The 25,767-nt window shown below is 71.7% G+C and carries 23 protein-coding genes and 1 tRNA gene; 17 read left to right on the forward strand and 7 right to left on the reverse strand.

All coding sequences use genetic code 11. The features are described from left to right. Window positions 1-54 precede the first annotated feature (54 nt). Window positions 55-306 (reverse strand): acyl carrier protein, encoded by a 252-nt coding sequence (locus ACWC91_RS07440; RefSeq protein ID WP_100570041.1) that lies wholly within the window; start codon window positions 304-306, stop codon window positions 55-57. Window positions 307-735: 429 nt separating this feature from the next. Between ACWC91_RS07440 and ACWC91_RS07445 the strand changes: the two genes are divergently transcribed. From ACWC91_RS07445 to ACWC91_RS07510, 14 genes are all read left to right on the forward strand, one after another. Next, window positions 736-1,953, forward strand: coding sequence for a cytochrome P450 family protein (locus ACWC91_RS07445; protein ID WP_225079835.1), 1,218 nt, complete (start codon window positions 736-738; stop codon window positions 1,951-1,953). 136 nt (window positions 1,954-2,089) lie between these two features. Beyond that, entirely contained in the window at window positions 2,090-2,314 is a 225-nt protein-coding gene (locus ACWC91_RS07450; protein WP_141356199.1) for an MbtH family protein, read from the forward strand. Between the two features lie 168 nt (window positions 2,315-2,482). Beyond that, window positions 2,483-2,677, forward strand: a complete 195-nt coding sequence (locus ACWC91_RS07455; protein ID WP_225079836.1) for a ferredoxin — start codon at window positions 2,483-2,485, stop codon at window positions 2,675-2,677. A 415-nt stretch (window positions 2,678-3,092) separates the two neighbouring features. Then, window positions 3,093-3,905: a helix-turn-helix domain-containing protein gene (locus ACWC91_RS07460; RefSeq protein ID WP_225079837.1), complete on the forward strand. Its 813-nt coding sequence runs from the start codon at window positions 3,093-3,095 to the stop codon at window positions 3,903-3,905. Between the two features lie 440 nt (window positions 3,906-4,345). Beyond that, window positions 4,346-6,892: an ATP-binding protein gene (locus tag ACWC91_RS07465; RefSeq protein ID WP_450643745.1), complete on the forward strand. Its 2,547-nt coding sequence runs from the start codon at window positions 4,346-4,348 to the stop codon at window positions 6,890-6,892. Window positions 6,893-6,969: 77 nt separating this feature from the next. Then, a complete protein-coding gene (locus tag ACWC91_RS07470) occupies window positions 6,970-7,404 on the forward strand; it encodes a roadblock/LC7 domain-containing protein (RefSeq protein WP_225079839.1) in 435 nt (144 codons plus the stop codon). Beyond that, window positions 7,401-7,778, forward strand: coding sequence for a DUF742 domain-containing protein (locus ACWC91_RS07475; protein ID WP_225079840.1), 378 nt, complete (start codon window positions 7,401-7,403; stop codon window positions 7,776-7,778). The genes ACWC91_RS07470 and ACWC91_RS07475 overlap by 4 nt, the downstream gene beginning before the upstream one ends. After that, window positions 7,756-8,376, forward strand: coding sequence for a GTP-binding protein (locus ACWC91_RS07480; RefSeq protein WP_225079841.1), 621 nt, complete (start codon window positions 7,756-7,758; stop codon window positions 8,374-8,376). The genes ACWC91_RS07475 and ACWC91_RS07480 overlap by 23 nt, the downstream gene beginning before the upstream one ends. Before the next feature lie 74 nt (window positions 8,377-8,450). After that, window positions 8,451-9,044, forward strand: a complete 594-nt coding sequence (locus ACWC91_RS07485; protein ID WP_225079842.1) for a GAF domain-containing protein — start codon at window positions 8,451-8,453, stop codon at window positions 9,042-9,044. Between the two features lie 198 nt (window positions 9,045-9,242). After that, window positions 9,243-10,271 carry an L-threonine 3-dehydrogenase gene (gene tdh / locus ACWC91_RS07490; protein ID WP_281157019.1) on the forward strand — a complete coding sequence of 343 codons (1,029 nt, stop codon included), beginning with the start codon at window positions 9,243-9,245 and terminating at the stop codon, window positions 10,269-10,271. Between the two features lie 55 nt (window positions 10,272-10,326). Next, entirely contained in the window at window positions 10,327-11,526 is a 1,200-nt protein-coding gene (locus tag ACWC91_RS07495) for a glycine C-acetyltransferase (RefSeq protein WP_225079844.1), read from the forward strand. A 42-nt stretch (window positions 11,527-11,568) separates the two neighbouring features. Next, on the forward strand, window positions 11,569-12,471 hold the full coding sequence (locus ACWC91_RS07500; protein WP_225079845.1) for a LysR family transcriptional regulator: 903 nt from the start codon (window positions 11,569-11,571) through the stop codon (window positions 12,469-12,471). 72 nt (window positions 12,472-12,543) lie between these two features. Next, window positions 12,544-12,903 carry an MmcQ/YjbR family DNA-binding protein gene (locus tag ACWC91_RS07505; RefSeq protein ID WP_225079846.1) on the forward strand — a complete coding sequence of 120 codons (360 nt, stop codon included), beginning with the start codon at window positions 12,544-12,546 and terminating at the stop codon, window positions 12,901-12,903. Window positions 12,904-13,026: 123 nt separating this feature from the next. Beyond that, window positions 13,027-14,466 (forward strand): MFS transporter, encoded by a 1,440-nt coding sequence (locus ACWC91_RS07510; RefSeq protein WP_225079847.1) that lies wholly within the window; start codon window positions 13,027-13,029, stop codon window positions 14,464-14,466. 73 nt (window positions 14,467-14,539) lie between these two features. Here ACWC91_RS07510 and ACWC91_RS07515 read toward each other — a convergent pair whose 3' ends face one another. Both ACWC91_RS07515 and ACWC91_RS07520 read right to left on the reverse strand, forming a co-directional pair. Further along, the gene (locus ACWC91_RS07515; protein WP_450643744.1) at window positions 14,540-15,502 is read right to left on the reverse strand and encodes a transketolase family protein; all 963 of its coding nucleotides are present in this window, start codon (window positions 15,500-15,502) and stop codon (window positions 14,540-14,542) included. Window positions 15,503-15,596: 94 nt separating this feature from the next. Continuing rightward, window positions 15,597-16,304 (reverse strand): thiamine pyrophosphate-dependent enzyme, encoded by a 708-nt coding sequence (locus ACWC91_RS07520; RefSeq protein WP_225079849.1) that lies wholly within the window; start codon window positions 16,302-16,304, stop codon window positions 15,597-15,599. Window positions 16,305-16,454: 150 nt separating this feature from the next. On the opposite strand from ACWC91_RS07520, the gene ACWC91_RS07525 reads away from it, so the two are divergent. Both ACWC91_RS07525 and ACWC91_RS07530 read left to right on the forward strand, forming a co-directional pair. Next, window positions 16,455-16,528, forward strand: a tRNA-Pro gene (locus tag ACWC91_RS07525). Between the two features lie 162 nt (window positions 16,529-16,690). After that, window positions 16,691-18,607 (forward strand): pentapeptide repeat-containing protein, encoded by a 1,917-nt coding sequence (locus tag ACWC91_RS07530; protein WP_450725836.1) that lies wholly within the window; start codon window positions 16,691-16,693, stop codon window positions 18,605-18,607. 487 nt (window positions 18,608-19,094) lie between these two features. On the opposite strand, the gene ACWC91_RS07535 is transcribed toward ACWC91_RS07530, so the two are convergent. The 4 genes from ACWC91_RS07535 to ACWC91_RS07550 all read right to left on the reverse strand — a co-directional run bounded on the left by ACWC91_RS07535 (window position 19,095) and on the right by ACWC91_RS07550 (window position 24,772). Then, window positions 19,095-20,066, reverse strand: coding sequence for an oligopeptide/dipeptide ABC transporter ATP-binding protein (locus ACWC91_RS07535; protein WP_376504545.1), 972 nt, complete (start codon window positions 20,064-20,066; stop codon window positions 19,095-19,097). After that, window positions 20,063-22,153: a dipeptide/oligopeptide/nickel ABC transporter permease/ATP-binding protein gene (locus ACWC91_RS07540; protein WP_450643741.1), complete on the reverse strand. Its 2,091-nt coding sequence runs from the start codon at window positions 22,151-22,153 to the stop codon at window positions 20,063-20,065. Before ACWC91_RS07540 ends, ACWC91_RS07535 begins: the two co-directional genes overlap by 4 nt. Window position 22,154: 1 nt before the next feature. Further along, window positions 22,155-23,105, reverse strand: a complete 951-nt coding sequence (locus ACWC91_RS07545; RefSeq protein ID WP_225079852.1) for an ABC transporter permease — start codon at window positions 23,103-23,105, stop codon at window positions 22,155-22,157. 92 nt (window positions 23,106-23,197) lie between these two features. Next, window positions 23,198-24,772, reverse strand: a complete 1,575-nt coding sequence (locus ACWC91_RS07550; protein ID WP_450644947.1) for an ABC transporter substrate-binding protein — start codon at window positions 24,770-24,772, stop codon at window positions 23,198-23,200. A 152-nt stretch (window positions 24,773-24,924) separates the two neighbouring features. Here ACWC91_RS07550 and ACWC91_RS07555 point away from each other — a divergent pair, with 152 nt between their 5' ends. Further along, window positions 24,925-25,698 carry a FadR/GntR family transcriptional regulator gene (locus ACWC91_RS07555; protein ID WP_281157012.1) on the forward strand — a complete coding sequence of 258 codons (774 nt, stop codon included), beginning with the start codon at window positions 24,925-24,927 and terminating at the stop codon, window positions 25,696-25,698. Window positions 25,699-25,767: the final 69 nt, after the last annotated feature.

Below are 25,767 nucleotides of genomic sequence, written 5' to 3' on the forward strand. Positions count from 1 at the left end.
GTCACTCCGTCCGGTTTCGATCGGCGGTGCCGCGGTGGTACCGCTCGCTCGGTGCTACTTGCCGGCGGCTTCCGCGACGACCTCTTCCACGCCCTTGAGGTTGACCATGCGGCCCAGTTCGGCCTGGTCGATGACGACGTGGAAGTGCTTCTCCAGGGCGGCGAGGATCTCGATCGCGCGCAGCGAGTCGGCGCCGTGGTCCTCCTTGAACAGGCTGCTCTCGGTGACCTCGTCCTCCTCGAGCTCGAGAATGTCGCAGACGATTTCCTTGATTTTCTCGGACGTGCTCTCCGCAGAGGTCGTCATATCGCTCCTGCTCCCTCGTGATGGTGACGCCGGCCCGAACGGGCCGCGCACGGATTGGAAGAGTTCGATCACCAAGGCCGGCACCGATGTTCCTCGCTCATGCCGGCAATTCCTCTTGGAATTCGGCGCATCATTCACACGCCTCGGCGAACGTAGCCGGGGTGAACCGGCGTTCACCAGGTCGGTACGAAGAATTCGAATCAGCACGGACCGCCGTGCCCGGCCGGGGCAGCCTTCGCCGGCCGTGGGACCGGATCACCCGGCCCTTGGAGGTGAGGTGCCCTTTCCGGCACTCGCGACCCGGCCCGGAGCGGTACATCGAAGATTCCACATCAGCGCTGACGACGGCATCCGGCCGGGCCAGGCTGGTGGGCCGGACGTGCCCCGCGAACAGTGCGGAGGCACCGGACGACCGCAGGGAGAGCATCGATGGCAGCCGGCGGAGCGCTTTCGAAGCACTGGATGTTCAGTGACGACTACACCCAGAACCCGTATCCGACCTTCGCCGTGCTGCGCGCCGAGCAGCCGGTGACCATGGTGCGGACGCCCGACGGAGCGCGGGCCTGGGTGGTCACCCGGCACGAGGACGTCCGCAACGCACTGGCCGACCCCCGGATGAGCCGGGACATCGGGAGCCTGTACAGGGCGCTCGGGCGGCAGATCGGCAAGGAGCTGACGCCTGCCGACGAGATCACGCACCACCTGGCCAACTCCGACCCGCCGCGGCACACCCGGCTGCGCAAGGCGCTGGTGTTCGCCTTCACCCCCAAACGGGTCGCGAACATGCGCCCCAGCCTGGAGAAGGTCGTCGACGAACTGCTCGACGAGCTGGCCGGGCAGCCGCGGCCGGACCTGCTGGCCGGTCTCACCGAGCCGCTGCCGATCATCGCGATCGCCCAGCTGCTGGGCGTTCCGGCGTCCGACTGGCGGCAGTTCAAGGTCTGGTCGAACACGATGCGGTCCACCGACGCGGCCGATCCGACCGGCGTCCTCGCCGAGCACACCAGGCAACTGTCCGCGTACATGGCCGAACTGATCGCGGAGAAGGAGCGCCACCCGAGCGACGACCTCGTCTCCGCGATGGTGCACGCCGAGGGCGACAAGCTGCTGACCCCGAAGGAGATCCTCTCCACCGCGTTCGCGCTGATGACCGGCGGCAACGAGACGACCACCGCGCTGGTGACCGGCTGCTTCGTCGGGCTGCTGACCCACCCCGGGCAGGCCGCGCGGCTCAAGGCCGACCTCGACCGGATCCCCCAGGTGGTCGACGAGCTGATCCGTTTCGCCGGACCCATGATGTACACGCTTCAGCGGCTGACCCTGGAGGACGTCGAGATCGCGGGCACCACGATTCCGGCGGGCGAGATCGTGATGCTCTCCCCGGCCAGCGCGAACCACGATCCGGAGGCCTTCCCCGACCGGCCGGACGAACTGGACATCGACCGGCCGAAGCCGGCGCACCTCACCTTCGGCCACGGCATCCACTACTGCATCGGAACGCATCTGGCCCGGGCCCAGGCGGAGATATCGATCCGGCGCGTCTACGAGCGATTCCCGGACGTCCGTCTCGCCGTGCACCCGTCGGAACTGCGTTATCAGCCCGCCCTGCTCGTCAGGGCACCGGCCGCCCTGCCCGTCAGGCTCTGACATTCCCCGGCCGCTTACCCCGCTCGAAATCCAACCGTCCGGGAGGATCGAAAACACCGATACGAAAGATTTCCCGCAATCTCTTGTGGACACAACCCGGTTCAGGCGGACCGCATCGCAGGATGGAGAAGGGCATATGAGCACCAATCCTTTCGAGGACAACGACGCCGACTACTACGTGCTGGTCAATGACGAGGGACAGCACTCGCTGTGGCCGGCCTTCGCGGAGGTGCCGGCGGGCTGGACCGTCGCGCACGGCCGGGACAGCCGGGAGGCGTGCCTGGAGTACGTCAACGAGAACTGGACCGACATGCGGCCGCTGAGCCTGGTGCGCGAGATGGAGGCGGCGGCCGGCAAGTAGCCGGTGGCGGCGGGCTGGTCTGTGCGCGGGGTGGTGAGGGCCGCGGGGCGGTGACGCCACGCCCGCACGGATCAGCTCTTCTCGCGTCCTGGGTGTTCCGGGTGTTCCGGGCGGTCGGGCCCGGCCTTCGGCCCGTTCAGGTCGCGCCACTTCTCCGAGGAGGAAGTCATGAAGGTGCTCATCGACCAGGACACGTGCGTCGCCTCCGGCCAGTGTGTGCTGACCGCAGCCGACGTCTTCGACCAGCGGGACGAGGACGGCATCGCCGTACTGCTCGACGACAACCCGCCCGCCGACCGCGCCGACGACGTCCGGCACGCAGCCGCGGTCTGCCCGGCCCGGGCCATCCGGCTGGAGGATTGACGGCGGACGGCGCGCACGGGGAAGCCGAGAGGGGTTCCGACCGGTCTCCGGAGGTTTACTTCCCGGCAGAACTTTCTTTGTTCCAGGGGCCGTTGACGTGGAACATGTTGCCGAACTAGCGTCCCATCCAGTTCACAGACATCATACGTGTCCCAGGTGGGCCCCCACGTCCCATGAGGGCGGGGGGCTCGCGCCCAAACCGCCGGCGCCTGCCAGTCCGAATCGCGCGGCCCGGCGGCCGGCAGTGCGCGATCGGGGCGCGGGCGCGGCCTTCACCGGGCATGCCCATCGCCATACGGTCGAGCACTCAGGTGCAGCCAGATCCGGCCAGACGGGGTGAGGAATGCGGAACCAGTTCGGGGGAAGGTCGCACGAACACGGGGGAGCCGACGGGGAGGGGGTGGTCCGGCACGACATGGACAAGGCCCTCCTGGACGTGCATTCGGTGATCCTCTCAACGGTGGCCAAGCACCGGGACGGGATGTCCCGCGCACCGCTCGCCACCGGGCTGAACCCGGTCGACCCCGAGATCCTGGCCGCCGCCGTGGAACTGGCGGAAGGGGCCGGACACACCGTCGACGCCGTGGTCGCCTTACCCTCCCACGCGGAGGCCGTCCACGCGATGCTGCGCGAACTGCTCCTGAGACGCGGGGACTTGCGGATCCGAATCCTGTGCACCCGCGCCACGCTCAACCACGACCTGGTGCGGGAGTTCGCCCGCAGGGGGCGCAAGGCCGTCCGTATCGCCCGCATTCCGCTGATGACGGCCCTGATCGCCGACGGCCGGACGGCGCTGGTGTGCACCGAGATGACCGGCGAGCGCCAGGCGTCCGTCCTGCGGGCGTCCTCCGTGACCCAGTGCGGCCAGACTCTCTTCGACACCGTCTGGAGTCACGCGGTCGACGCCACCGCCTGGCTGGGCTTCGGCGCCCATGCCCGTGTCGAACTCGTCCAGCAGATACTCCACTACCTCCACACCGGGGCCACGGACGAGGCCGCCTCCCGTGAGCTGTCCATCTCCGTGCGCACCTATCGTCGGCACATCGCCACCATCATGGAACTCCTCGACGCCAGGTCCCGTTTCCAGGCAGGAGTGCGCGCCGCGGAACTCGGGCTGCTCACCCGTGTCCGCCCGGGGGCGGAACCGCCTCGCGGGTGTCCGCCGGCGGGATGGGCGGCGGGCGGCGGCACACCACCACCTCGCGGCGGCTACTCCCCGGTGGCCTGAGCAGGGACCGACGGAGCGGGTGACGGCGCCGAGGGCGCTGGTCGGGGCAGGGGAGGAGCCGAGATCGGTCCGGCCGGACGAGGCCGGATGAGACCGGACCGAGGCCGCGTGGACGGCGGGGCCGGAGAGGAGATGCCTCTCCGGCCCCGCCGTCCGTTCATGACCGGTTCCGACCAGGTGGGATCGATGTATTTCGGCTCGCCGGCGCGTGGCGGCGCGGGTGCTCGCTCTGTCGTGCGAACGCTCATACCAGAGCGGGACGCTTTCTGGGGGATTTCGTCAACCTTCCATCTCGCTTGGTGCGTTGGTGACTACTGTGAGTGTCCGTGGGGCGACGCGGCGCCGTACACGCGCCGCTGTCGACCGGCACATCGATGGAGCATGCCCGCTCGCCCCCCGGGCGCGAGTACACAGGCCCGACGGACCCGTACGAGGAAAAGATGTCTCACCTCCGTGCACCGGCCGCCCGCGCAGACCGCCGTGAGGGCGGGCGGCACGGGCGCCCGGTCACCCGCACCGTCCCCTCGCTGCCCGAGACCCGTCTACGGCCTCAGCTGCTGCGCCTGGCGGTGCTGCCGCCGACCTCGGTCGCCCTCGGCGCCGGAGCGGCCGTGCTCTTCACCGTGCGTTCCACCGGCGCACGCCCCGGTCCCGTCCTGTGGGCCGTGCTCGCCGGAGCGTTCGCGGTCACGCTCGCGGGCATCGCGATCGCCGCCGTCGCCGCCGGCCGGGCCGCCCGTTCGGTGCACGACCGGATCGGCGTCCTGCGCCGCGGCACCGCGCGCCGCGAGGCCGAACTGCGCGCCCTCGTCGACGCCCTGCGCCAGGGCGAGGCCCCGCCGCCGCAAAAGCCGCACGGCGGCCCGCCGGAGGGCGCCGACGAGGTCGACCTGCTCGCGGCCGACCTGGCGCGCGCCCACGACGAGGCCGTCGCCGCCGTCGTGCAGGCAGCCCAGCTGTCCAGCCAGACGGGCAGCGAACAGAAACTGGAGGTCTTCGTCAATCTCGCCCGGCGTCTCCAGTCCCTCGTGCACCGGGAGATCTCCACCCTCGACGAGCTGGAGAACGACATCGAGGACCCCGACCTGCTCAAGGGCATCTTCCATGTCGACCACCTCGCCACCCGGGTCCGCCGGCACGCCGAGAACCTCGCCGTCCTCGGCGGCGCCGTCTCCCGCCGGCAGTGGAGCAACCCGGTCTGCATGACGGAGGTGCTGCGCTCGTCCATCGCCGAGGTCGAGCAGTACTCGCGGGTCAAACTCGCCCCGCCGATCGAGGGGCGGCTGCGCGGCCACGCCGTCGCGGACGTGATCCACCTGCTGGCCGAACTCGTCGAGAACGCCACGCTGTTCTCCGCCCCGCAGACCCAGGTCCTGCTGCGCGCCAACCTCGTCACCTCCGGACTCGCGGTGGAGGTCGAGGACCGTGGCCTGGGCATGCCGGTCGGCGAGCAGGTCCGGATGAACACCCTGCTGGCCGACCCCGACCAGGTCAATGTCGCGAGCCTGCTCGCCGACGGCCGCATCGGGCTGTACGTGGTGTCCCAGCTCGCCAGGCGGCACGGCATCACCGTCCGCCTGCAGACCAACATCTACGGCGGTGTGCAGGCGGTCGTCCTCGTACCGCAAACCCTGCTGGGAACGTCAACGGGAGCCTCCGGCACGTCATTCGGGGCGCTGGACACCGGCATGCGGCCCCCGGCCCCGGCGCCGTACCCGTCGGGCGCCGCCCCGTCGCTCCCGGACGGCGGACACGGGCACGCTGTCGCGCCGGCCCTGAACGGCGGCGGCACCCACCGCGCGCCGGCCGTGTCCGGCGGTCGCGGGGAGTCCGTGCGAGGTGTGCACGGCACCGGCGTAGGACGCGCGCCGAGCCCCGTCACCGGCCTGCTCGGCGGCCCCGCCCGCCCCGGCGACACGCGCCGACGCGACGGCGGGATGCATCCCGTGGCGGGCGCCGACGCCCGCGACGCGCGCCGCGTCCCCGGCACAGCCGGAGGCGTCCTGCCGCCGCGCGCCGTACCCCGTATGAACGGCGCCCCCGGACCCGTCACACCTGCGTCCGGGGGCGACACACTCATGTCTGTGCCTGGGCCGATGTCTGGTGGCGACATGCCTGTGTCGGTACCCGCGCCGATGTCCGGGGGCGACATGCCTGTGTCGGTACCCGCGCCGATGTCCGGGGGCGACACGCCCATGTCTGTGCCTGGGCCGATGTCTGGTGGCGACATGCCTGTGTCGGTACCCGCGCCGATGTCCGGGGGCGACACGCCCATGTCCGTGCCTGGGCCTGTGTCTGGTGGCGACATGCCTGTGTCCGTTCCTGCGCCCATGTCCGGCGACGGCACGCCCATGTCCGCACCCGTGCCCGCTCCACGGGGCGACACGCCGATGCCCATGCCGATGTCCGGTGGCGACACGCCCATCCCCGGACCCGGCGGCGAGCTGCTGCCCGCCCACGCCCCCACCTCGCCCGGTGACGACGTGCGGGCTGTCGAGCCCGCCGACGGCGACCACCTCGATCCCCTGCCGCGGCGGACGGCGCGCGAAGGGCAGGACACTCCCGCGGAGGCCGTGCCGGGCATCCGGCCCGCCGAGCGGGCCGCCATGGAGGCCGGCGCCGGTGCGCCGCCCGTTCCGCGCGCCGGAGTGGTGCGCGGAACCATGGAGAGGCCCCGACTGCCCCGGCGGCGCGCCCAGGAGCACCTCGTGCCGCAACTGCGCGGTGGCCCGCTGCCGCGCCAGGAGTCCGAGCACGTCGCCGGCCACGACCCCGGGCTGATGGCGGCCTTCCGGCGCGGCACGGGACTCGCCGAGTCGGAGCAGCGCCAAGAGCCGGCCGCCGCGGAGCCGGCCCGCCCGCACGACCCGCACCCCCCGGGTGGCGCCCACCCCCAGGACGTGTCCGGGGCCACGGAGGCGCGGCCCGTGCTCCTGCCAGGGCAGCACCTCACCCTCCGGCACGACGGGAGTGAGCCGGCCGGATGACCAGCCCGCCCAGCCCCGCCGCCACTCCCGACCCCAGCGCTTGCGCAGACCTTCGGACCCCAAGGAGTCGATCCACCATGGCGAACGATGCGTCGACCGGCCGTGTCTCCGACCTCGACTGGCTGATGAGCGGCCTCGTGCAGCGCGTACCGCACACCACCAGCGCGGTGCTGCTGTCCTGCGACGGGCTGGTGAAGTCCGTGCACGGCCTCGACCACGACAGCGCCGACCACATGGCCGCCCTGGCCTCCGGCCTGTACTCCCTCGGCCGCAGCGCCGGCGTCCGCTTCGGCGACGGCGGCGAGGTGCGGCAGGTCGTCGTCGAACTGGACTCGACGCTGCTGTTCGTCACCACAGCCGGCACCGGCACCTGCCTCGCCGTGCTCGCCGGCCGGGAGGCCGACGCGGCCGTGCTGGGCTACGAGATGGCGATGCTGGTCAAGAGCGTCCGCCCCTACCTCGAGACCGCGCCACGGCAGCATTCCGTCGAATCCCGGGCGCTGCGGCCTTGAGCGCGGCGGCGGCCGGCGACAGGCCCTGGCTCGACGACGCGGCCGGACGGCTGGTGCGCCCCTTCACCGTCAGCGGCGGCCGCACCCGGCCCAGCATCGCGCTCGACCTCATGTCGCAGGTGATGGCCACCGGGGCGACACCGCTGGCCTACCTCGGCCCGGAGCACGGCCAGGCACTCGACCTGTGCCGTGCCCCCCTCCCGGTGGCCGAGGTCGCCGCCCATCTGAAGCTGCCGGCCGTGGTGACCAAGGTGCTGCTGTCCGACCTCGTCGACTGCGGGGCGCTGACCACCAGGCCCCCCGCGTACCGACACCACCCCACCGACCGGGCTCTTCTGGAGGCAGTGCTCGATGGACTACGACGACAGCTCTGACCACGACGGCGGCCTCGATCCCTTCCCCACCGCCCTGAAGATCCTGGTGGCGGGAGGGTTCGGGGTGGGCAAGACCACCTTCGTCGGCGCGGTCAGCGAGATCGCGCCGCTGAGCACGGAGGAGTTGCTCACCACGGTCAGCGCGGCCACGGACAACCTCGACGGCGTGGAGAACAAGGTCGAGACGACCGTCGCGATGGACTTCGGCCGCATCACCCTGGACCCGCGGCACGTGCTCTACCTGTTCGGCACGCCCGGCCAGGAACGGTTCTGGTTCATGTGGGACGAGCTGTGCGAGGGCGCCCTGGGCGCGGTGATCCTCGCCGACACCCGCAGGCTGGAGGAGTGCTTCGCCGCCGTCGACTTCTTCGAACGGCGCGGCCTCGCCTTCGTCGTCGGCGTCAACGAGTTCGACGGCGCCCACCGCTACGACCCCGAGGAGGTGCGGGCGGCCCTCGACCTCGACCCGCGGATCCCCGTGGTCCCCTGCGACGCCCGTATCTCCAGCTCGGGCATCCAGACCCTGCTGACCCTCGTCCGGCATCTCATCGCCCACGCACCCGCCGTCCCCGCACAGAGCCAGGGCGCGCACAGGTGACCCCGGCACACTGACCCCCGCACACCGCCACGGAGCCCGTACATGACATACGCCGACAGCGACGGAGCCCGGCCATGAGCTACGACCCGCCCCGCCCGGCCGGTCGCCTCCTGCTGACCCCCGAGGACAAGGACGCCCCCGCCCGCACCGAGCGACTGCGGCGGCTGGGGCTGGGGGAGCGGCCCGAGCCGGCCCTGGACGCCTTCGCCGACCGCCTCGCCGCGTTCACCCGGGCGCCGTACGCGATGGTCAACTTCCTCGACGAGGAAGGGCAGTTCTTCGCCGGACTGCACCGGCCCGAGCGCGACGTCCTGACCGTCGACAGCGTCGACACCGGCGGCGACGGAAGCCGGCGCGAGGTGGGCCGCCGCCTGGCCCGCGATCACGGTTTCTGCCCGCATGTCGTGGTGCGGCGCAAGGCGCTGGTGCTGGAGGACGTCAGCGACTACCCGCGGTTCGCGGGCAACCCGATCGTGGACGAGTTCGGCATCCGCTCCTATCTGGGCGCCCCGCTCATCGACAGTACGCAGATGGTGCTGGGCACGGTGTGCGTCGTCGACGTCGAGCCGCGGCCGTGGGGCAGGGAGGGGCTTCGGACCATCAAGGCGGCCGCGGCGGAGCTCGCCCCGCGGCTGGAGCGCCGGGAGACCGAGGGCTTCCTGTTCTGACGGCCGGGCGAAGGCCTCGCACCGCGCGTGAGCGCGCTCGCGGACGGCGTGAAGCGGAGCTGTGGCCGCGCTTAAGAAATCCTCGATGGACCAGCGTGCCGCCGTGCGGCAGATTGCTACCGGAATCCACCCCTCTCCCCGGACGCGGGCTGCCCCGGCATGCCCGGCCCCGGGGCCGGAACCACAGGAGCGGTAGCGTTGAAGGCGCTGGTCAAGCAGAAGGCGGAGCCCGGGTTGTGGCTCGCGGACGTCCCCGAGCCCGCCATCGGACCCGGCGATGTACTGATCAAGGTCCTGCGGACCGGCATCTGCGGCACCGACCTGCACATCCGGGCCTGGGACGGCTGGGCCCAGCAGGCGATCCGCACCCCGCTCGTGGTCGGGCACGAGTTCGTCGGCGAGGTCGTCGAGACCGGCTCCGACGTCACCGACATCAAGCCCGGCGACCGGGTCAGCGGCGAGGGCCACCTGGTGTGCGGCAAGTGCCGCAACTGCCTGGCCGGACGCCGCCACCTGTGCCGGGCCACCGTCGGCCTCGGCGTGGGACGCGACGGCGCGTTCGCCGAGTACGTCGCCCTGCCCGCCGCCAACGTCTGGGTGCACCGCGTCCCCGTCGACCTCGACATCGCCGCGATCTTCGACCCGTTCGGCAACGCCGTGCACACCGCGCTGTCCTTCCCGCTGGTCGGCGAGGACGTGCTGATCACCGGCGCCGGCCCGATCGGCCTGATGGCGGCGGCCGTCGCCCGGCACGCCGGCGCGCGCAACGTCGTCATCACCGACGTGAGCGAGGAGCGGCTGGAGCTGGCCCGCAAGATCGGCGTGAGCCTCGCCCTCGACGTCTCCCGGGACACGATCGCCGGGGGGCAGCGCACGCTGGGCCTGCGCGAGGGCTTCGACGTCGGCCTGGAGATGTCCGGCCGCCCCGAGGCGATGCGCGACATGATCGCGAACATGACGAACGGCGGCAAGATCGCCATGCTCGGCCTGCCCGCCCAGGAGTTCCCCGTCGACTGGGCCCGCGTCGTCACCTCGATGATCACCATCAAGGGCATCTACGGCCGGGAGATGTTCGAGACCTGGTACGCCATGTCGGTGCTGCTGGAGGGCGGCCTCGACCTCGCCCCCGTCGTCACCGGCCGGTACGGCTACGAGGACTTCGAGGCGGCCTTCGCCGACGCCGCGAGCGGCAAGGGCGGAAAGATCATCCTCGACTGGACCGTGTGACCGCGTACCCCCTTCTTCCGCCGCTCTTCTGCCGGCACCTTCAAGGAGCACCCTGATGTTCGACTCCGTGCGCGACGACCTGCGCGTCACCCTCGACGAGATCCGCGCCGCCGGGCTGCACAAGCCCGAACGTGTCATCGGCACCCCGCAGTCCGCGACCGTCGAGGTCACCGCGGGCGGCCGTCCCGGCGAGGTCCTCAACTTCTGCGCCAACAACTACCTCGGCCTCGCCGACCACCCCGAGGTCGTCGCCGCCGCCCACGAGGCCCTGGACCGCTGGGGCTACGGCATGGCCTCCGTGCGCTTCATCTGCGGCACCCAGGAGGTGCACAAGGAGCTGGAGGCCCGGCTGTCGGCGTTCCTCGGCCAGGAGGACACGATCCTGTACTCCTCCTGCTTCGACGCCAACGGCGGCGTGTTCGAGACGCTGCTCGGCCCCGAGGACGCGGTCATCTCCGACGCCCTCAACCACGCCTCGATCATCGACGGCATCCGGCTGTCGAAGGCCCGCCGCTTCCGCTACGCCAACCGCGATCTCGCGGACCTGGAGCGGCAGTTGAAGGAGGCCACCGAGGGCGGGGCGCGCCGCAAGCTGGTCGTCACCGACGGCGTGTTCTCGATGGACGGCTATGTGGCGCCGCTGCGCGAGATCTGCGACCTGGCCGACCGCTACGACGCCATGGTCATGGTCGACGACTCCCACGCCGTCGGCTTCGTCGGCCCCGGCGGCCGCGGCACCCCCGAACTGCACGGTGTCATGGACCGCGTGGACATCATCACCGGCACCCTCGGCAAGGCGCTCGGCGGCGCCTCCGGCGGCTACGTCGCCGCCCGCGCCGAGATCGTCGCCCTGCTGCGCCAGCGCTCCCGGCCGTACCTGTTCTCCAACACGCTCGCCCCGGTGATCGCGGCGGCCTCCCTGAAGGTGCTTGACCTGCTGGAGTCCGCGGACGATCTGCGGGTCCGGCTCGCCGAGAACACGGCGCTGTTCCGCCGCCGGATGACCGAGGAGGGCTTCGACATCCTCCCCGGCGACCACGCCATCGCCCCGGTGATGATCGGCGACGCGGCCAAGGCGGGCAGCATGGCGGAGCTGCTCCTCGAGCGCGGCGTGTACGTGATCGGCTTCTCCTACCCGGTCGTGCCGCAGGGCCAGGCCCGCATCCGCGTGCAGCTGTCCGCGGCGCACTCCACCGAGGACGTGAACCGAGCGGTGGACGCGTTCGTCGCGGCGCGTGCCGAGCTGGAGGGCTGAGCCGGAGGCCGACCGGTCGCAGGTCTTGCGATAATCGTTCGCATGATCGAAGCGCGGCGGTTGCACATCCTCCGTGCGGTGGCCGACCACCGCACGGTGACAGCCGCTGCCGCCGCGCTCTACCTCACGCCGTCGGCCGTCTCGCAGCAGCTCACGGCCCTGGAGCAGGAGACCGGCCACCGGCTGGTCGAGCGCGGCGCCAAGGGCGTACGGCTGACCCCGGCCGGGGAGATCCTGCTCAGCCACACCAACGCGGTCCTCGCCCAGCTGGAGCGGGCGGAGGCCGAACTCGCCGCCTACGGCTCCGGTGAGGCCGGCACGGTGACGGTCGCCGCCTTCGCCACCGGCATCGCGCAGGTGGTGGCGCCCGCGGTGGCCCGACTGGCGGGGAAGGCGCCCGGCATCCGCATCCGCGTGCAGGACGCGGAGGGTGACGCCAGCCTGCCGATGGTGCTGGACCGGCAGGTCGACGTGGCGGTCGCCGTCGAGTACCGGGGCGCGCCGTCCGCCGACGACCCCCGGCTGACCCACGTACCGCTGTACGCCGAGCCGTTCGACGCGGTCGTCCCGGTGGCCCACCGGCTGGCCGGCGCCGCCGAGGTGCCGCTCGCCGAGCTGGCCAAGGACACCTGGATCGGCCCGTATCCCGGCAATCCCTGCCACGACGTGGTCGTCCTGGCCTGCGAGAGCGCCGGCTTCCAGCCCCGCCTGGAACACTCCTCCGACGACTTCCGCGCCGTCGTGGCCCTCGCCTCGGCCGACGCGGGGGTGGCCCTCGTGCCGCGCTCCGCGCTGCGCGGGATGGACCTCACGGGCGTGGTCGTCCGCCCCGTGGACGGAGTGGCGCCCACCCGCCGGGTCTTCGCGGCGGTGCGCCGGGGAGCCGAGGGGCACCCGCTGATCCGCCCGGTGCTCCAGGCCCTGGACGAGGCGGCGCAGGCGTAGCGGTCCGCCGCACCAGCCTGCACCAGGCTTCCTTGGGGGTGGCTGTCAGTGCGAGGGGTTAGCGTGCGGGGCATGCCGGATGCCCATGACGTACGCCGTATCGCCCTGTCCCTGCCGGACACCACGGAGAAGATCGCCTGGAGCATGCCCACGTTCCGGGTCGCGGGGAAGATGTTCGCCACACTGCCGGAGGAGGAGACCTCCATCGCCGTGCGCTGTCCCAAGGAAGAGCGCGACGAACTGGTCGTGGCCGAGCCGGAGAAGTTCTGGATCGCCGGCCACGAGGCGCAGTTCGCCTGGGTACGGGTCCGGCTCGCGGCGCTGGAGGACGAGGACGAGCTGCGTGACATCCTCGCCGACTCCTGGCGCCAGGCGGCTCCGCCGCGGCTGCTGGAGGCCCATCCCGGGCTGGGACTTCCCACCACCCGCTGAAAATCCCTCGGGCGTTGTCGGTGGGCCGTGGCATGATCCGGAGGCAGTGGGGCCGGCCGGTGCGGTAGGGGCCGCGGTCGGCCGGGGAGCGGGGGATCGGGCGGGGAGGGGAGCGTCGAAAGGATGACCGGGACGTCGTCGCAGTCGTCGCCGGGGGAGGCGGCGGGGCGGGATGACCTCGTTGCCGGAGCCGGAGCCGGAGCCGGAGCCGGAGCCGGGATTCGAGGTGAAGCCGGGGCCGCGGCCGGAGTGGACGACGGCGGTCGCGCGCGGCCGGTGTGGTCGCGGGACTTCGCGCTGTTCTTCGTCGCGCGGGCCGTCGCCCGGCTCGGCGACACCATGCTGCCGGTCGCCCTCGCCGCCGGCCTGCTCCAGCACGGGTACGGCGCGGGCGCGGTCGGCCTCGCCATGGCCTCGACGGCCGCCGCCTTCGCCGGGCTCGTGGTCTTCGGCGGGGTCATCGCCGACCGGTTCAGCACCCGCAAGCTGATGATCGGGGCCGACCTGGTGCGGCTCGGCACCCAGGCCCTGGCCGCCGTGCTGTTCTACTCCGGGCACGTGGTGCTCTGGGAGATCTGCGTGATCGGCCTCGTCAACGGCGTGGCGGGCGCCGTGTTCCAGCCCGGCGTGGCCAGTACGGTGCCCAGGCTCGCCTCCGACGTCCAGGCGGCCAACGGCGCCATACGGATCGCGGAGTCCGCGGCCCAGCTCGCGGGCCCCGCCGCCGCGGGCCTGCTCGTCGGCTTCGCCTCACCCGGCGGGGTGTTCGCGGCGCACGCCGCCACCTACGGGGTCAGCGCCCTGTGCCTGCTCCTGCTCCGGCTGCCCCCGCTCATCCGGACCGGCGCCCCGGCCCGCACCCCGGACGGCACCGCGACCGGTGCCTTCAGGGCGGATCTGGTCGAAGGATGGCGGGAGTTCAGGGCCAGAACGTGGCTCTGGGGCGTCATCGCGGTGTGGTGTCTCTACATGATCGCCGTCTGGGGCCCGACCGTCCCGCTGGTGGCCACCGAAGTGGTGCAGCAGCACGGCCCGCGCGCCTACGGCCTGATCAACTCCGCCCTCGGCGCCGGCACCGTCGTCGGCGGCTTCCTCGCCCTGCGGCTGCGTCCCCGCCGTATGCTGCGCGCCGGCGCGTTCGCCCTGTTCGCCTTCGTCGGCTTCCCGGCCACGGTCGGGGCCGGCTTCGGCGTGCCGGCCATGGCGGCGGGCGCCGCCGTCGCCGGGGCGGGCATGTCGTTCTGGGGCGTGATGTGGGCGACCAGCGTCCAGACCCAGGTCCCGTCCGACGTCCTCAACCGCATCCACGCCTACGACGTGGCGGGCTCCCTCGCCATGATGCCCGTGGGCCAGGCCCTGGCCGGCCCGGCCGCCACCGCCCTGGGCGCGGACCATGTGCTGCTGGTGTCCGCCGCGATGAGCCTCGTCGTACCGACGGTCCTGCTGGCGGTGCCCGCGATACGCGGCCTCATACGGGCCGACGCGCGCGGCACCCACCGCCCGCACGCGCAGGACGGGACCGCGGACGCGGCCCCCGGGCGGACACACCCCGAGCGGCACTGACGACGGCCACTCCGGTCCGGCCACCGCCGCACGGGCGCCTGAAGGCATCCGCACGGCCTCCACGCGGATGCCTTCAGGCGCCCGAGGTGTCCGCGGCGCCCGAGGTACCCAAGGTGCCCGAGGTGCCCGCCCCGGCCCGGGTCCCCAGGAACGCCGAGATCCGTTCCCGCAGCGACCGGGCGTCGAGCCCGTGCGCGGCGGTGTGCTCCTCCGCGGTGCCGTAGCGCCGCAGCTCGGCGCGGCCCACACCGAGCCCCAGGACGCGGTGCGGGACGTCGAGGAGCGCGTCGTTCGCCGCCGAGGTCGACGTGCCCGCGAGATACGGCTCGACCAGGACGACGTCCGTACCGGCCGCCCGAGTGGCCCTGCGCAGCGCGGCCGCGTCGAAGGGCCGTACGGTCGTCGCGTACAGCACGGTGACGTCCAGGCCCTCCGTCGCGGTGAGCACCGTGTCGAGCAGGGGCCCCACGGCTACCACCACACCCGAGCGGCCCTCGCGGACCGTCACGAAGTGCTCGCCGTCGACCGGGCGGCGGTGCGCGTTCGACTGCACGGACAGCCGTACGTAGACCTTGTCGTCGCCCGCGGCGACCGCGTGCCGCAGGAGTGTCTCGGCCTCGTCCGGGTGCCCGGGCACATGGACGGTCCAGCCGTCGAGGGTGTCGAGCAGCGCCACGTCGCCGGGTGCCATGTGGGTGTAGCCGCCCGCGGGCCAGTCGAAGGAGGCGGCGGCGCTGACCATCACCGCGCCCGCGCCCTGGTGCCCGAGATCCAGTTTGACCTGCTCGAAGGGGCGCTCGACGAGGAAGCTCGCGAAGGTGTGCAGCACCGGTCGCATACCGGTCAGCGCCAGCCCGGCGCCTGCTCCGACGAGGAGCTGCTCGCGGATGCCGACGTTGATCACCCGGTCGGGATGCCGGCGCCGCGCGTCGGCGAAGCCGTCCTTGCCGATCTCGGCGATGACGACCGCCACCCGCGGATCCTCGTCGAGCAGGCGCGAGACGGCCGGTGCGAGACGGTCACGCATGGTGTCCATGGAGGTCGAGCCCTTCTGTGTCGGAAAGCCGGGGGGAAGCCGGGGAAAGTCAGGGAAAACAGCGGAAGTCGGGGGTTTGCTCAGCGGTTCCGGATCAGGGGTTCTTCGGCTCCACCCGGGCCACCACCACGTGCGGGCGGCCCGGATGCGGCGCGGTGAACGCGGCGTACAGCGCCTCGTGGTCGCGGCCGTCGACGCTCGCCGTCGACCAGCCCGCCACCTCGAAACGGGCCGCGATGCCGCCGGGACGGGCATGGCCGGCGGAGGCGTTGTCGACGACGACGGTGTGCAGCTGTTCGAGTCCCGCGGGGCCGGCGAACGCGATGGCCTCGTGGTTGCTCCCCTCGTCCAGCTCGGCGTCCCCGGTCAGCACCCACACCCGGGGCCCGTTCAGTCCCTGGGCGCGCAGCCCCAGGGCCGTGCCGACGGCGATGGGCAGTCCGTGCCCGAGCGACCCGCTGCCGATCTCGACGCCCGGCACCAGCGTGCGGTCCGGATGGTGGCCGAGCGGGGAGTCGAAGGCGCCGAAGTCCGGCAGCCAGTCCACCGGCACGAAGCCCTTCGCGGCGAGCACCGCGTAGTACGCCATCGGGCCGTGCCCCTTCGACAGAAGGAACCGGTCCCGGTGCGGGTCGTCGCGCTGCTCCGGGCGGACCCTGAGCACCCGGTCGTAGAGCACCCAGAGCACGTCCAGCGTGGACGTGGCCGCCGGTCCGTGCTTCTCGTCGCCCGTCATGAGCCCCATCAGCCGGGGCAGGTCGGCGTAACCGTGGGCGCGTTCGGTCTCCTCGGTGATCGTCATGCCGACGATGGTGCGACCTCAACCAAACTTGAGGTCAAGTCCGGTCGTCCCGGCACCGCCCGGTTCAAAACCCGTGCGCGACCACCGACCTGAGTGCGGTATTGTTTTCCTGCACGTTCGGCCAGGGGAAACCCCAGGTCAGGCGGGCAACGGGACGTGGCGCAGCTTGGTAGCGCACTTGACTGGGGGTCAAGGGGTCGCAGGTTCAAATCCTGTCGTCCCGACAGTGATGTCGGAAGTTTCCGCAGGCAAGGGGCTCTCTTCGGAGGGCCCCTGTTTCGTGAGCGGGAGCAATGTGGGAGTCCACTTCCGTTCCACGTGGTCCATCGATCCCAACCGTGGTCATCGGTGTCAATCGACGTTGACCGTGTGATGCCGCACGCGCCTTGGAGACCAAGGCCGGCGGGGAACCTGGAACGCCGGTGTTCGGTGTGGACCGCTGCAACCGGCTGCCTGCTGCTCCGCGTCCCAGGGACATGACCGTCGTCCCTTACCGGGCTGCACCGGACACAGCTTCATGGCCGCACTGCGACGGTGCCTTACCAGGCGGTGCCGAGTGTCGTGGCCGCCGGGTCGAGCCGCACACCGCATGCCTGGCTCATCTGCCCGGAGATGAACGCTCTGCCTACCTCGCGGGCCTCCGGCCCGGCGCAGACCTCGACCACAGGGGCACCCGCTTCACCGAAGAACTGCTGAGCGAACTGCTCACCGCGCTCACGGAGCCCTCCACGCATAGGCCGCGAATCGGCCAGGCCCGTTTCGAGAGGGCAACCTTCTGCGGCGATGTACGGTTCGACCTGGTGGAGTTCGACGCCGACGCTGTGTTCGACGGGGCGAAGATCGCCGGGGATATTTCGTTCAACCAGGCAGAGATCAGCGGCCGTTCCCTCTTCCGCCAGGTGAAGATCGGTGGCAACGGCTCGTTCGATCGGATGAAGGTCCGCCGACGCGTTGTGTTCGAGAGGGCGGAGATCGACGGCAATGCCTGGTTCGATCGGATGAACGTGGGCGGCCGTGCCGTGTTCGACGGGGCGAAGATCGGGCGAGATGCATGCTTCACAGGAATGGAGATCGGCGGCTACTTCTCGTTTGACCAGGTCGGCCTCGGTGGTGATGCCAGATTCGACCGGGCCCATGTCAGCGGCAGCGCCTCGTTCCGTGGGCTGAGGGTCGGCGGTCAGGTGTCGTTTCCAGGAGCGGCGTTCGAGGGTGCTGCACTGATCGGGCCGATGGTGTGCGGTAGGACGCTGAATCTGTCCGAGGCGGTATTCGGGGGCGCAGTCACGATGGAGGCGGCAGCAGCCGCCGTGCGGTGCCGGCGCACGCGGTGGGCCTCTACCGCGGCGCTGCGACTGCGGTACGCGGCCGTGGACTTGAGCGATGCGGTTGTCGAATATCCGTTGAGCATCACCGCCCGGTCCCGGCCGTTCATCGTAGACGGTGAGGAGCTGGACGAATCCGGCCTCATGGATGCCGGCGTGCGGGTCATGTCGCTGCGGGGAGTGGATGCCGCGCACCTGGTACTCACCAGCGTGGACCTCACCGAATGCCTTTTCGCCGGAACCATCCATCTCGATCAGCTGCGGCTCGAGGGGAGATACACCTTGGCTGCCGCCCCGTCCGGTTTACGCCGACGCGGGATGCGGCCCGTGCGCTGGACGCCGCGCCGAACGCTGGCCGAAGAACACCACTGGCGTGCCGCCCGCGGCTGGGGCGCCGATGGTTGGACGCCCGCGCCACGTGGGGAAGAGGTGCAGGAACCGGCAGCACTGGCGCCGGTGTACCGACAACTGCGCAAGGCCTTCGAAGACGGTAAGCACGAACCGGGTGCCGCTGACTTCTATTACGGCGAGATGGAGATGCGCCGCCACGCCGACGACATCCCCTGGACCGAGCGGAGCCTGCTCACCGCGTACTGGGCGCTGTCCGGCTACGGGCTGCGAGCCTCGCGAGCCCTGGGCTGGCTCATGGTGGCCATGACCGCCACTGTGCTGGCGATGATGCTGTGGGGCTTGCCGCAGAACGATCCGAAGCCGAAGAGCACCGGCACGGTGGCCGACCGCCGTATCACGATGACCACCGACATACCCGGCCCGGTCAACCCGGACGGTCCGTATGACGAGCGTTTGACGACCGGGCGGTTCGAGAAGTCCCTGCGGGCGGTCGTCAACTTGGTGATCTTCCGTTCCTCCGATCAGAAGCTGACCACCGCCGGTACTTACACCGAGATGGCGTCTCGACTGGTCGAGCCGGCCCTCCTCGGACTCGCTGTACTGGCGATCCGCGGGCGGCTGAAACGGTAGTCGGAAACACTGTTTGCCGTGCCACTGCGGGACGGCTGCCGGTACGGCGCCCTGCTGTCTTCGAGCGCGTTGGGCGGCCCCTGTTGCAAGGTTTGCCCTGTTGGCGGCGCCGACCATCACCGACGGTTGAGCACGGATGGCCTGGCTGCGGCAGCCGACCTACGCCTGGGGAACCCGCACCCAGCCCCGGGCGGCGGGGGCTGTGCTGAGTACGAGTACTCATGTGCGCCGGGAGGGCGGCGCCCGCGAGGGCGGTGGGCCTGGGGTGTCACCCTCAGGGCCCCGGTCGGGCGGAACACCACCGGGCCGCAGGGGGAAGAGCGCTCAGACGGATTCCGCCCCTTCGGGCACAGCGCTCATCCAGCCCTCGTAGGGGACATCGCGAACGGGACGCCGACGGCGGAGCGTGAACCCGGCCTGCACACGGGCCCTCCCGTCCACCTCGGAAAGGAAAGGTGGAGGAGAGGGCCCGTACGCGAAGTCGTCCCTACGACCGGTCGTCCTCGGTCTGCGGATGGACGCAGTGCCACCGGTGGGACTCGCCGGGGCCGGACCCGGCCGCGGGGAAGGCGGTCACGCAGGCGTCGTCGGCCTTCCAGCAGCGGGTGCTGAAGGGGCAGCCGGGCGGCGGGTTGACCGCCGACGGCACCGGGCCGTGCAGCACGATGCGTTCGCTGCGCTCCATCAGGCTCGGGGTGGCCGACAGCAGGGCCTGGGTGTACGGGTGCGCGGGGGAGGCGGCGACGCGTCGCGCCGGACCCTCCTCCACGATCCGGCCGAGGTAGAGCACGGCGAGCCGGTCGGCGAGGTGCCGCACGGTCTGGATGTCGTGCGAGATGAACACCATGCCGAGGTTCAGCCGGTCCCGCAGGTCCACCAGCAGGTTCAGGACCTGCGCGCGCACCGACACGTCGAGTGCGCTGGTCGGCTCGTCGGCGACGATCAACTCCGGTTCCAGGGCGAGCGCGCGGGCGATGGCCACGCGCTGGCGCTGCCCGCCCGAGAGCTGTCCCGGCAGGGCCCGCAGGGTGTGCGCGGGCAGGCCGACCAGTTCCAGCAGCTCCTCGACCCGGGCGTCGCGTGCCTTGTCGTCGCCCCGCCGGTGCACGTCCAGCGGGTCGCGCAGGATCCGGCCCACCGGCAGCCGGGGGTTCAGGGCGGTCGACGGGTCCTGGAAGACGACGCCGACGGAGGAGCCGAACTCGTCGCGCCGCCGGGCACCGGGCATCGCCCACAGGTCCTCGCCGTGGAAGGTGACCGTGCCCTCGGTGGGCCGTTGCAGACCGGTGAGCACCCGGGCCAGGGTCGACTTGCCGCAGCCGGACTCGCCGACCAGGCCGACGATCTCCCCGCGCCCGACCTCCAGCGAGGCGTCGGTCAGGGCATGCACGTGGCTCCGGTCGAACAGGCCGCCGCCGCGGGCCTTGTGGCGTACGTGTACGTGGTCGAGCCGGATCATCGGTTGCTCTCCTGAAGCAGGGCGGCCGGCACGGGGTGGTGGCACGCGGTGCTGTGGTCGGGCCCGCCGCCGGGCAGGGGCGGGGTGGTGCGGCACAGATCGGTCGCCGCGGCGCAGCGCGAGGCGAACCGGCAGCCGTCCCCGAATCGTCGGGGCGCCGGGACGATGCCGGGGATCTGGTGCAGCCGCTCGGCGCCCGCCTCCAGCGACACCACCGAGCCGAGCAGCCCGCGGGTGTAGGGGTGGGCGGGCGCGGACAGCAGCGACCTGGTCTCGGCGACCTCCGCGACCTGGCCGGCGTACATCACCGCGATCCGGTGCGACAGATCGCCGACGAGCGCCAGGTCGTGGGAGACGAGGATCATCGCGAAGCCGAGCTCGTCGCGGAGCCGTTCGAGCAGCTCCACCACCTGGGCCTGGACCGTGACGTCGAGCGCGGTGGTCGGTTCGTCCGCGATCAGGAGGCGGGGGCTGCGGGAGAGCGCCATGGCGATCAGCACGCGCTGACGCTGTCCGCCGGAGAGTTCGTGCGGGTAGCTGCGCAGGGTCCGCCGCGGATCGAGGCCGACCAGTTCGAGGAGTTCGGCGGGGGTCTGCGTACCGCCGCGGCTGGTGAGCTGCTTCAGCTGCCGGCCGACGAGCACCGACGGGTTCAGCGAGGAGAGCGCGTCCTGGTAGACCATGGCGATCTCCGGGCCGTTGAGGGCCCGGCGCTGCCGGGGGCCGAGCTCCAGGAGGTTCCGGCCGCGGTACTCGACGCGCCCGCCGACCTCGGCGTTGCGGGCCAGCAGCCCCATGACGGCCAGGCTGGTGATGCTCTTGCCGCAGCCCGACTCGCCGACCAGGCCGAGGGTCTCGCCCTCGCGGACCGAGAAGGAGATGCCGTCCACGACCCGGGTGTCGCCGTAGCGGTCGGGGAAACGGATGGTCAGGTCCTTCACGGCCAGGAGTTCGGCCGCGTCGCCGGCGACCGGCGTGACGGCGGGCGGGCCGCTCAGCACGCGCGCCGACAGCCGGGCGAGCGCGGCGTCGACGTCCGCCGCGGCGACCGGATCGACCGGGGTGACGCCCGGCCGCGCACCGCCGTCGGACTGGGCGGCACCGGCGGGATCAACGGCACGGGCGGACTCGCCGGAACCGCCCGTCGTGGACGAGGCCGACCCGCTCACGGAGGACGTCGCCGACCCCGTCGCGGAAGACGCCCCGTACCGCGGATCCCCGTCGTCGGCGCGCGCGTCGGACGGTGCCGCCGCCGCGTCGGTGAGGCCCTCGGACAGGATGTTCAGGGCGAGCACGGTCGCCAGCAGCACCAGTCCGGGCAGCAGGGTGGCCCACCAGCCGCCCGACAGCAGGATCTGCCGGCCGTAGGACAGGACGTTGCCCCAGCTCGGGTCGGGGTCCTGCACACCGGCGCCGATGAAGGACAGGCTGGCCTCGAAGATGATGGCGTCGGCGACCAGCACCGTGGCGAACACCATGACGGGCGCGGCGCAGTTGACGGCCACGTGGCGGAGGACGATGTACGCGCGGCGGGCGCCGATCACCTTCTCGGCGGCCACGTAGTCCTCGCCGTACTGCGCCATGACGTTGGCGCGCACCACGCGGGCGAGCGAGGGCATGTAGACGAAGGCGATGCACAGGATGAGCACGGGCAGACTGGTGCCGAAGACGGTGACCAGCACGGCCGCCAGCGCGATCGGCGGGAAGGCCATGACGATGTCGAGCGTGCGCATCACCGACTCGTCGCCCAGTTTGCGCGAGGTGGCGGCGAGCGAGCCGAGGACCGCGCCCAGCACGAGGGCGGCGGCGGTCGAGCCCAGGCCGATGATCAGGGAGTACCGGGCGCCGTAGACCACACGGGCGAAGACGTCCCGGCCGACCCGGTCGGTGCCGAACCAGTGGGCGCCGCCGGGTGCCTGGACGGGGATGCCGGTGGCGAGCGGATCGGCGGCGATCAGCGGCGCGAACACGGCGGCGAGGATCACGATCCCCAGCACGCCCAGGGCGAGGCGCGAGGACAGGGGAAGCGCCCGGAACCGGATGCCGGGGCGGGACAGTCTCGCGACGAGACCGCTTCTGGGGAACATGTCACACCGTCCTGATACGCGGGTTGACCAGCAGGTACAGCAGGTCGACGACGACGTTGACGACCAGGAAGGCGACGGCGATGGTGAGCACGGTGCCCTGGACGAGGGCGACGTCGCCGCCGGTGACCCCCTCGAGGATCAGCTTGCCCATGCCGGGCAGGTCGAAGATCGTCTCGATCACGACCGCGCCGCTGAGCAGGTAGCCCACCCGTACGCCGAGCACGGTCAGCGGAGTGATGAGCGCGTTGCGGAGCACGCCCCGGACGACGACGTGGCGGGGCAGTCCGTTGCCGGTGGCGGTGCGTACGTAGTCGCGGTCCAGCTCGGCCACCATGGAGGTCCGCACCAGACGGGCCAGCGAGGCCGCCACGGGGACGGCGAGGGCGAAGGCCGGCAGGGTCATGGACCTCAGCCAGCCGCTGAAGGAGTCGGCCGGGTTGACGTAGCCGCCGGTGGGGAACACCGGGCTGTTCAGGGCGAACTGCTGGATGAGCAGCACCCCGAGCCAGAACGACGGGACCGCGACGCCCGCGATCGACAGCACACGGGTGAGCTGGTCGGGCCAGCGGTCCCGGAAGACCGCGCCGGTCACGCCGAGCGCGAGGGCGAGGACGATCGCGATCACCAGGCCCAGGGCGGTGAGCTGGATGGTGAGGGGCAGCGCGACGGAGATCCGGTCGAGCACCGGCTGGCTGGGCGGCACGGTGGAGCCGAGGTCGCCGCTCAGCAACTGGCCGAGGAAGCGGACGTAGCGCACCGGCAGTGGGTCGTTGAGGCCGTTGGCCTCGGCGAAGGCGGCACGGGCCGCGGCCGAGGCGCCGTCGCCCAGGGCGTTGTAGGCGGGGTCGACGGGCGAGAACTGAAGCACCACGAAGACGAGCAGCGTGATGCCGAGGACCATCACCGGCATGATCGCCAGTCGGCGCAGCGCGAGCCGGAGGAATGTGACCATCGTGGGTTCCTAGGGAAGGGGAGGGCACCGGGGCGCGGCAGCCGCCCGGCGGGGGGCCGGGCGGCTGCCGCGGCTCCGGGGTCAGACGCGGGTCAGGCGCGGCTGACGTCCAGGAGGGACAGGCCCGTGGTCGGCAGCGGCTCGAAGCCCTTCAGCGCCTTGTCGTTCCAGGCCGTGGGCAGCTTGCGGTGCAGGACGGGGTAGAGGGCGGCCTCGTCCGCGACCAGGTCGACGGCCTGGCTCCACAGGTCCTTGCGCGTGGCCTCGTCGGTGGCCTGGGCGGCCTTGTCCAGCAGGGAGTTGACCTTCTTGTACGCGGCGGTCCCGCCCCAGCCGTAGCGGCTCTCGGGCCACAGCCCGGAGTAGTACCAGCGCATCAGCAGGTCGACGTCGTTGCCGAAGACGGACGGGTCGCCGGGGGCGAGCAGGACCGTGTAGGAGCCGGCGTCCACCTTGGCGTACTGGGCGGAGGACTGGCCGATGCTCAGCGTGGTCTTCACGCCGATGGCGTCCCAGCTCTCCTTGACCAGCGGGGCCACGTCCTTGACCCAGCCGGTGTCGGTGGTGAGCAGGGTGACCTTGAGGTTCTTGACGCCGGCCTCGCCGAGCAGCTTCCTGGCCCTGGCCGCGTCGTGCCCGTAGACCGTGGCGGCCTGCTGGAAGTCGGGGTGGGTGGGCTGGAGGTAGCTGCGCGCGGCCGAGCCGTTGCCGGCCATGGCCGTGGTGATGAGCTTGTCGGTGTCCAGCGCGTAGTGGAGCGCCTGCCGCACCCGCTTGTCGTCGAAGGGCTTCTGCTTGCAGTTGAACATCAGGAAGAGCAGGCCGAAGGACTGCACGGACTCGACCTTCGCCTTCCTGGCGAGGCGGTCCACGTCCAGGTAGGGCACGTCCTCGATGGCCTGCACCCGGCCCGACTCCATGGCGCTGACCCGGGCGGCGGGGTCGGAGACCAGGCGCCAGACCATCTTCTTGGCCTTGGCCGGGTGGCTGCCGTTGTACTTGTCGTACGCCTCGAAGACGATCTTGTCCTCGCGGGTCGCCGAGACCATCCGGTAGGGGCCCGAACCCACGGGCAGGGCGTCGAAGCCCTTCTGGTCCGCCTCCACCAGCTTCTTCGGAACGATCTTGGCGACCGAGACGCGGCCGGGGAACAGCGCGAAGGGGTACTTCAGCTTGAACTCGACCGTCCTGGCGTCGACCGCCTCGACCGAGTCGAGGAACGGCAGGAACTGCGCCATCAGGGAGGCGTTCTTCTCGTCGAGGATCCGCTCGAAGCTGTGGACGACGTCCTCGGAGGTGACGTCGGAGCCGTCGTGGAAGGTGGCGCCCTCGCGCAGGGTGGCGCGGTAGGTGGTGGCGTTCACCTTGACGGGCAGCGCGGTGGCCAGACCGGGCCGGGCCTGGAGCGTGGCCGGGTCCAGATCGACCAGGCCCTCGAAGACGTGCAGGTTGGCCGCGATCGGGGTGGCGCCCGAGGCGATCATCGGGTCGAAGCCGGTCGAGAGCGGGTAGGAGATACCCGTCTCGATGGTGTCCGTGCCTCCTCCGCTGCTCGCGCCGGTGTCCGAGCCGGTCGAGGCCGGGCCGCTGCACGCGGAGATCGAGGCGGTCAGGGCCGAGGCGGCCCCGAGGGCGCTCGCGTAGCGCAGGAATCTGCGACGATCCATGCCGACGGGCGTCTTGTACGACACGTGGGGTCCCTCCTGGGGCGGCACAAAGCCAGGAAACGGTAGAGGAATTGGGGCCGCGCCATCAGACGTCTGATGTCCGACCTTGATAGGCTGTGAAGGTAGCTTCGTTGAGCAGAAGGGGTCAAGAGGTGAATTCGTCGCGTCCGCAAGAGGTCCGGGCGGCGGTCAGGCCGTCACTGCGTCAGGAGGTCTCGGAGGCGATCAAGAGCTACATCCTCGACAATCACCTCAAGCCGGGAGACCCGCTGCCGTCGGAGGCGGAGCTGTGCGCCGCCCTCGGTGCCAGCCGGTCCAGCGTCCGTGAGGCCGTGAAGACCCTCGCGGTGCTGGACATCGTCGAGGTGCGGCGCGGTCACGGCACCTATGTCGGCCGGCTGAGCCTGTCCGCGCTGGTGGAGGGTCTGGCCTTCCGCGGTCTGCTCAGCCCCAAGGACGACTTCCGGATCCTGTCCGAGCTGATCGAGGTGCGCGAGCTGATCGAACGCGGCATGGCCGCACGCATCATGGCGACGCTCGGGCTTGAGGATCTCGACGCTCTCGACGCCCTCGTCGACGAGATGGACCGCCGCGGCGCCCACGACGACCGCGGCTTCGCGGAATGCGACCGGGCCTTCCACGAGCGGCTGATGAAACCGCTCCAGAACGAGCTGGTCAGCCAGCTCTCGCTGGCCTTCTGGGACGTCTACGCCATCGTCGCGCCGCAGCTGGAGGGCATCTCCGAGGAGGCCGAGGCGGGAACCATCGCCGACCACCGCGCCATCGTGCGGGCGGCCAGGCAGGGGGACGCCGAGGGGTTCGTGCACGCCCTGTCCGGCCACTACGCGCCGGTGCGCAGGCGGCTGACGGAGGCTCAGGCGCAGGCGGGCCGGGGTGCGGTGGGCGAGGTGGAGCGCACCGCCTGACCGGTCACCGGAGCGGTCCGGCCCGCGACGGCGGGCCCCGGACGTCGTTCCCCTCGCGGGAACTTGCCG

Source organism: Streptomyces sp. NPDC001204, from assembly GCF_053598035.1.

What these genes read in the sequence shown, in the direction of transcription:
- ACWC91_RS07440 (WP_100570041.1), bottom strand. Translation starts at nt 306, where the DNA reads ATGACGACCTCTGCGGAGAGCACGTCCGAGAAAATCAAGGAAATCGTC.
- ACWC91_RS07545 (WP_225079852.1), bottom strand. Translation starts at nt 23,105, where the DNA reads ATGGTCACATTCCTCCGGCTCGCGCTGCGCCGACTGGCGATCATGCCG.
- ACWC91_RS07495 (WP_225079844.1), top strand. Translation starts at nt 10,327, where the DNA reads ATGTTCGACTCCGTGCGCGACGACCTGCGCGTCACCCTCGACGAGATC.
- ACWC91_RS07505 (WP_225079846.1), top strand. Translation starts at nt 12,544, where the DNA reads ATGCCGGATGCCCATGACGTACGCCGTATCGCCCTGTCCCTGCCGGAC.
- ACWC91_RS07540 (WP_450643741.1), bottom strand. Translation starts at nt 22,153, where the DNA reads ATGTTCCCCAGAAGCGGTCTCGTCGCGAGACTGTCCCGCCCCGGCATC.
- ACWC91_RS07480 (WP_225079841.1), top strand. Translation starts at nt 7,756, where the DNA reads ATGGACTACGACGACAGCTCTGACCACGACGGCGGCCTCGATCCCTTC.
- ACWC91_RS07450 (WP_141356199.1), top strand. Translation starts at nt 2,090, where the DNA reads ATGAGCACCAATCCTTTCGAGGACAACGACGCCGACTACTACGTGCTG.
- ACWC91_RS07455 (WP_225079836.1), top strand. Translation starts at nt 2,483, where the DNA reads ATGAAGGTGCTCATCGACCAGGACACGTGCGTCGCCTCCGGCCAGTGT.
- ACWC91_RS07535 (WP_376504545.1), bottom strand. Translation starts at nt 20,066, where the DNA reads ATGATCCGGCTCGACCACGTACACGTACGCCACAAGGCCCGCGGCGGC.
- ACWC91_RS07550 (WP_450644947.1), bottom strand. Translation starts at nt 24,772, where the DNA reads ATGGATCGTCGCAGATTCCTGCGCTACGCGAGCGCCCTCGGGGCCGCC.
- ACWC91_RS07510 (WP_225079847.1), top strand. Translation starts at nt 13,027, where the DNA reads ATGACCGGGACGTCGTCGCAGTCGTCGCCGGGGGAGGCGGCGGGGCGG.
- ACWC91_RS07500 (WP_225079845.1), top strand. Translation starts at nt 11,569, where the DNA reads ATGATCGAAGCGCGGCGGTTGCACATCCTCCGTGCGGTGGCCGACCAC.
- ACWC91_RS07520 (WP_225079849.1), bottom strand. Translation starts at nt 16,304, where the DNA reads ATGACGATCACCGAGGAGACCGAACGCGCCCACGGTTACGCCGACCTG.
- ACWC91_RS07515 (WP_450643744.1), bottom strand. Translation starts at nt 15,502, where the DNA reads ATGGACACCATGCGTGACCGTCTCGCACCGGCCGTCTCGCGCCTGCTC.
- ACWC91_RS07465 (WP_450643745.1), top strand. Translation starts at nt 4,346, where the DNA reads ATGTCTCACCTCCGTGCACCGGCCGCCCGCGCAGACCGCCGTGAGGGC.
- ACWC91_RS07470 (WP_225079839.1), top strand. Translation starts at nt 6,970, where the DNA reads ATGGCGAACGATGCGTCGACCGGCCGTGTCTCCGACCTCGACTGGCTG.
- ACWC91_RS07460 (WP_225079837.1), top strand. Translation starts at nt 3,093, where the DNA reads ATGGACAAGGCCCTCCTGGACGTGCATTCGGTGATCCTCTCAACGGTG.
- ACWC91_RS07445 (WP_225079835.1), top strand. Translation starts at nt 736, where the DNA reads ATGGCAGCCGGCGGAGCGCTTTCGAAGCACTGGATGTTCAGTGACGAC.
- ACWC91_RS07485 (WP_225079842.1), top strand. Translation starts at nt 8,451, where the DNA reads ATGAGCTACGACCCGCCCCGCCCGGCCGGTCGCCTCCTGCTGACCCCC.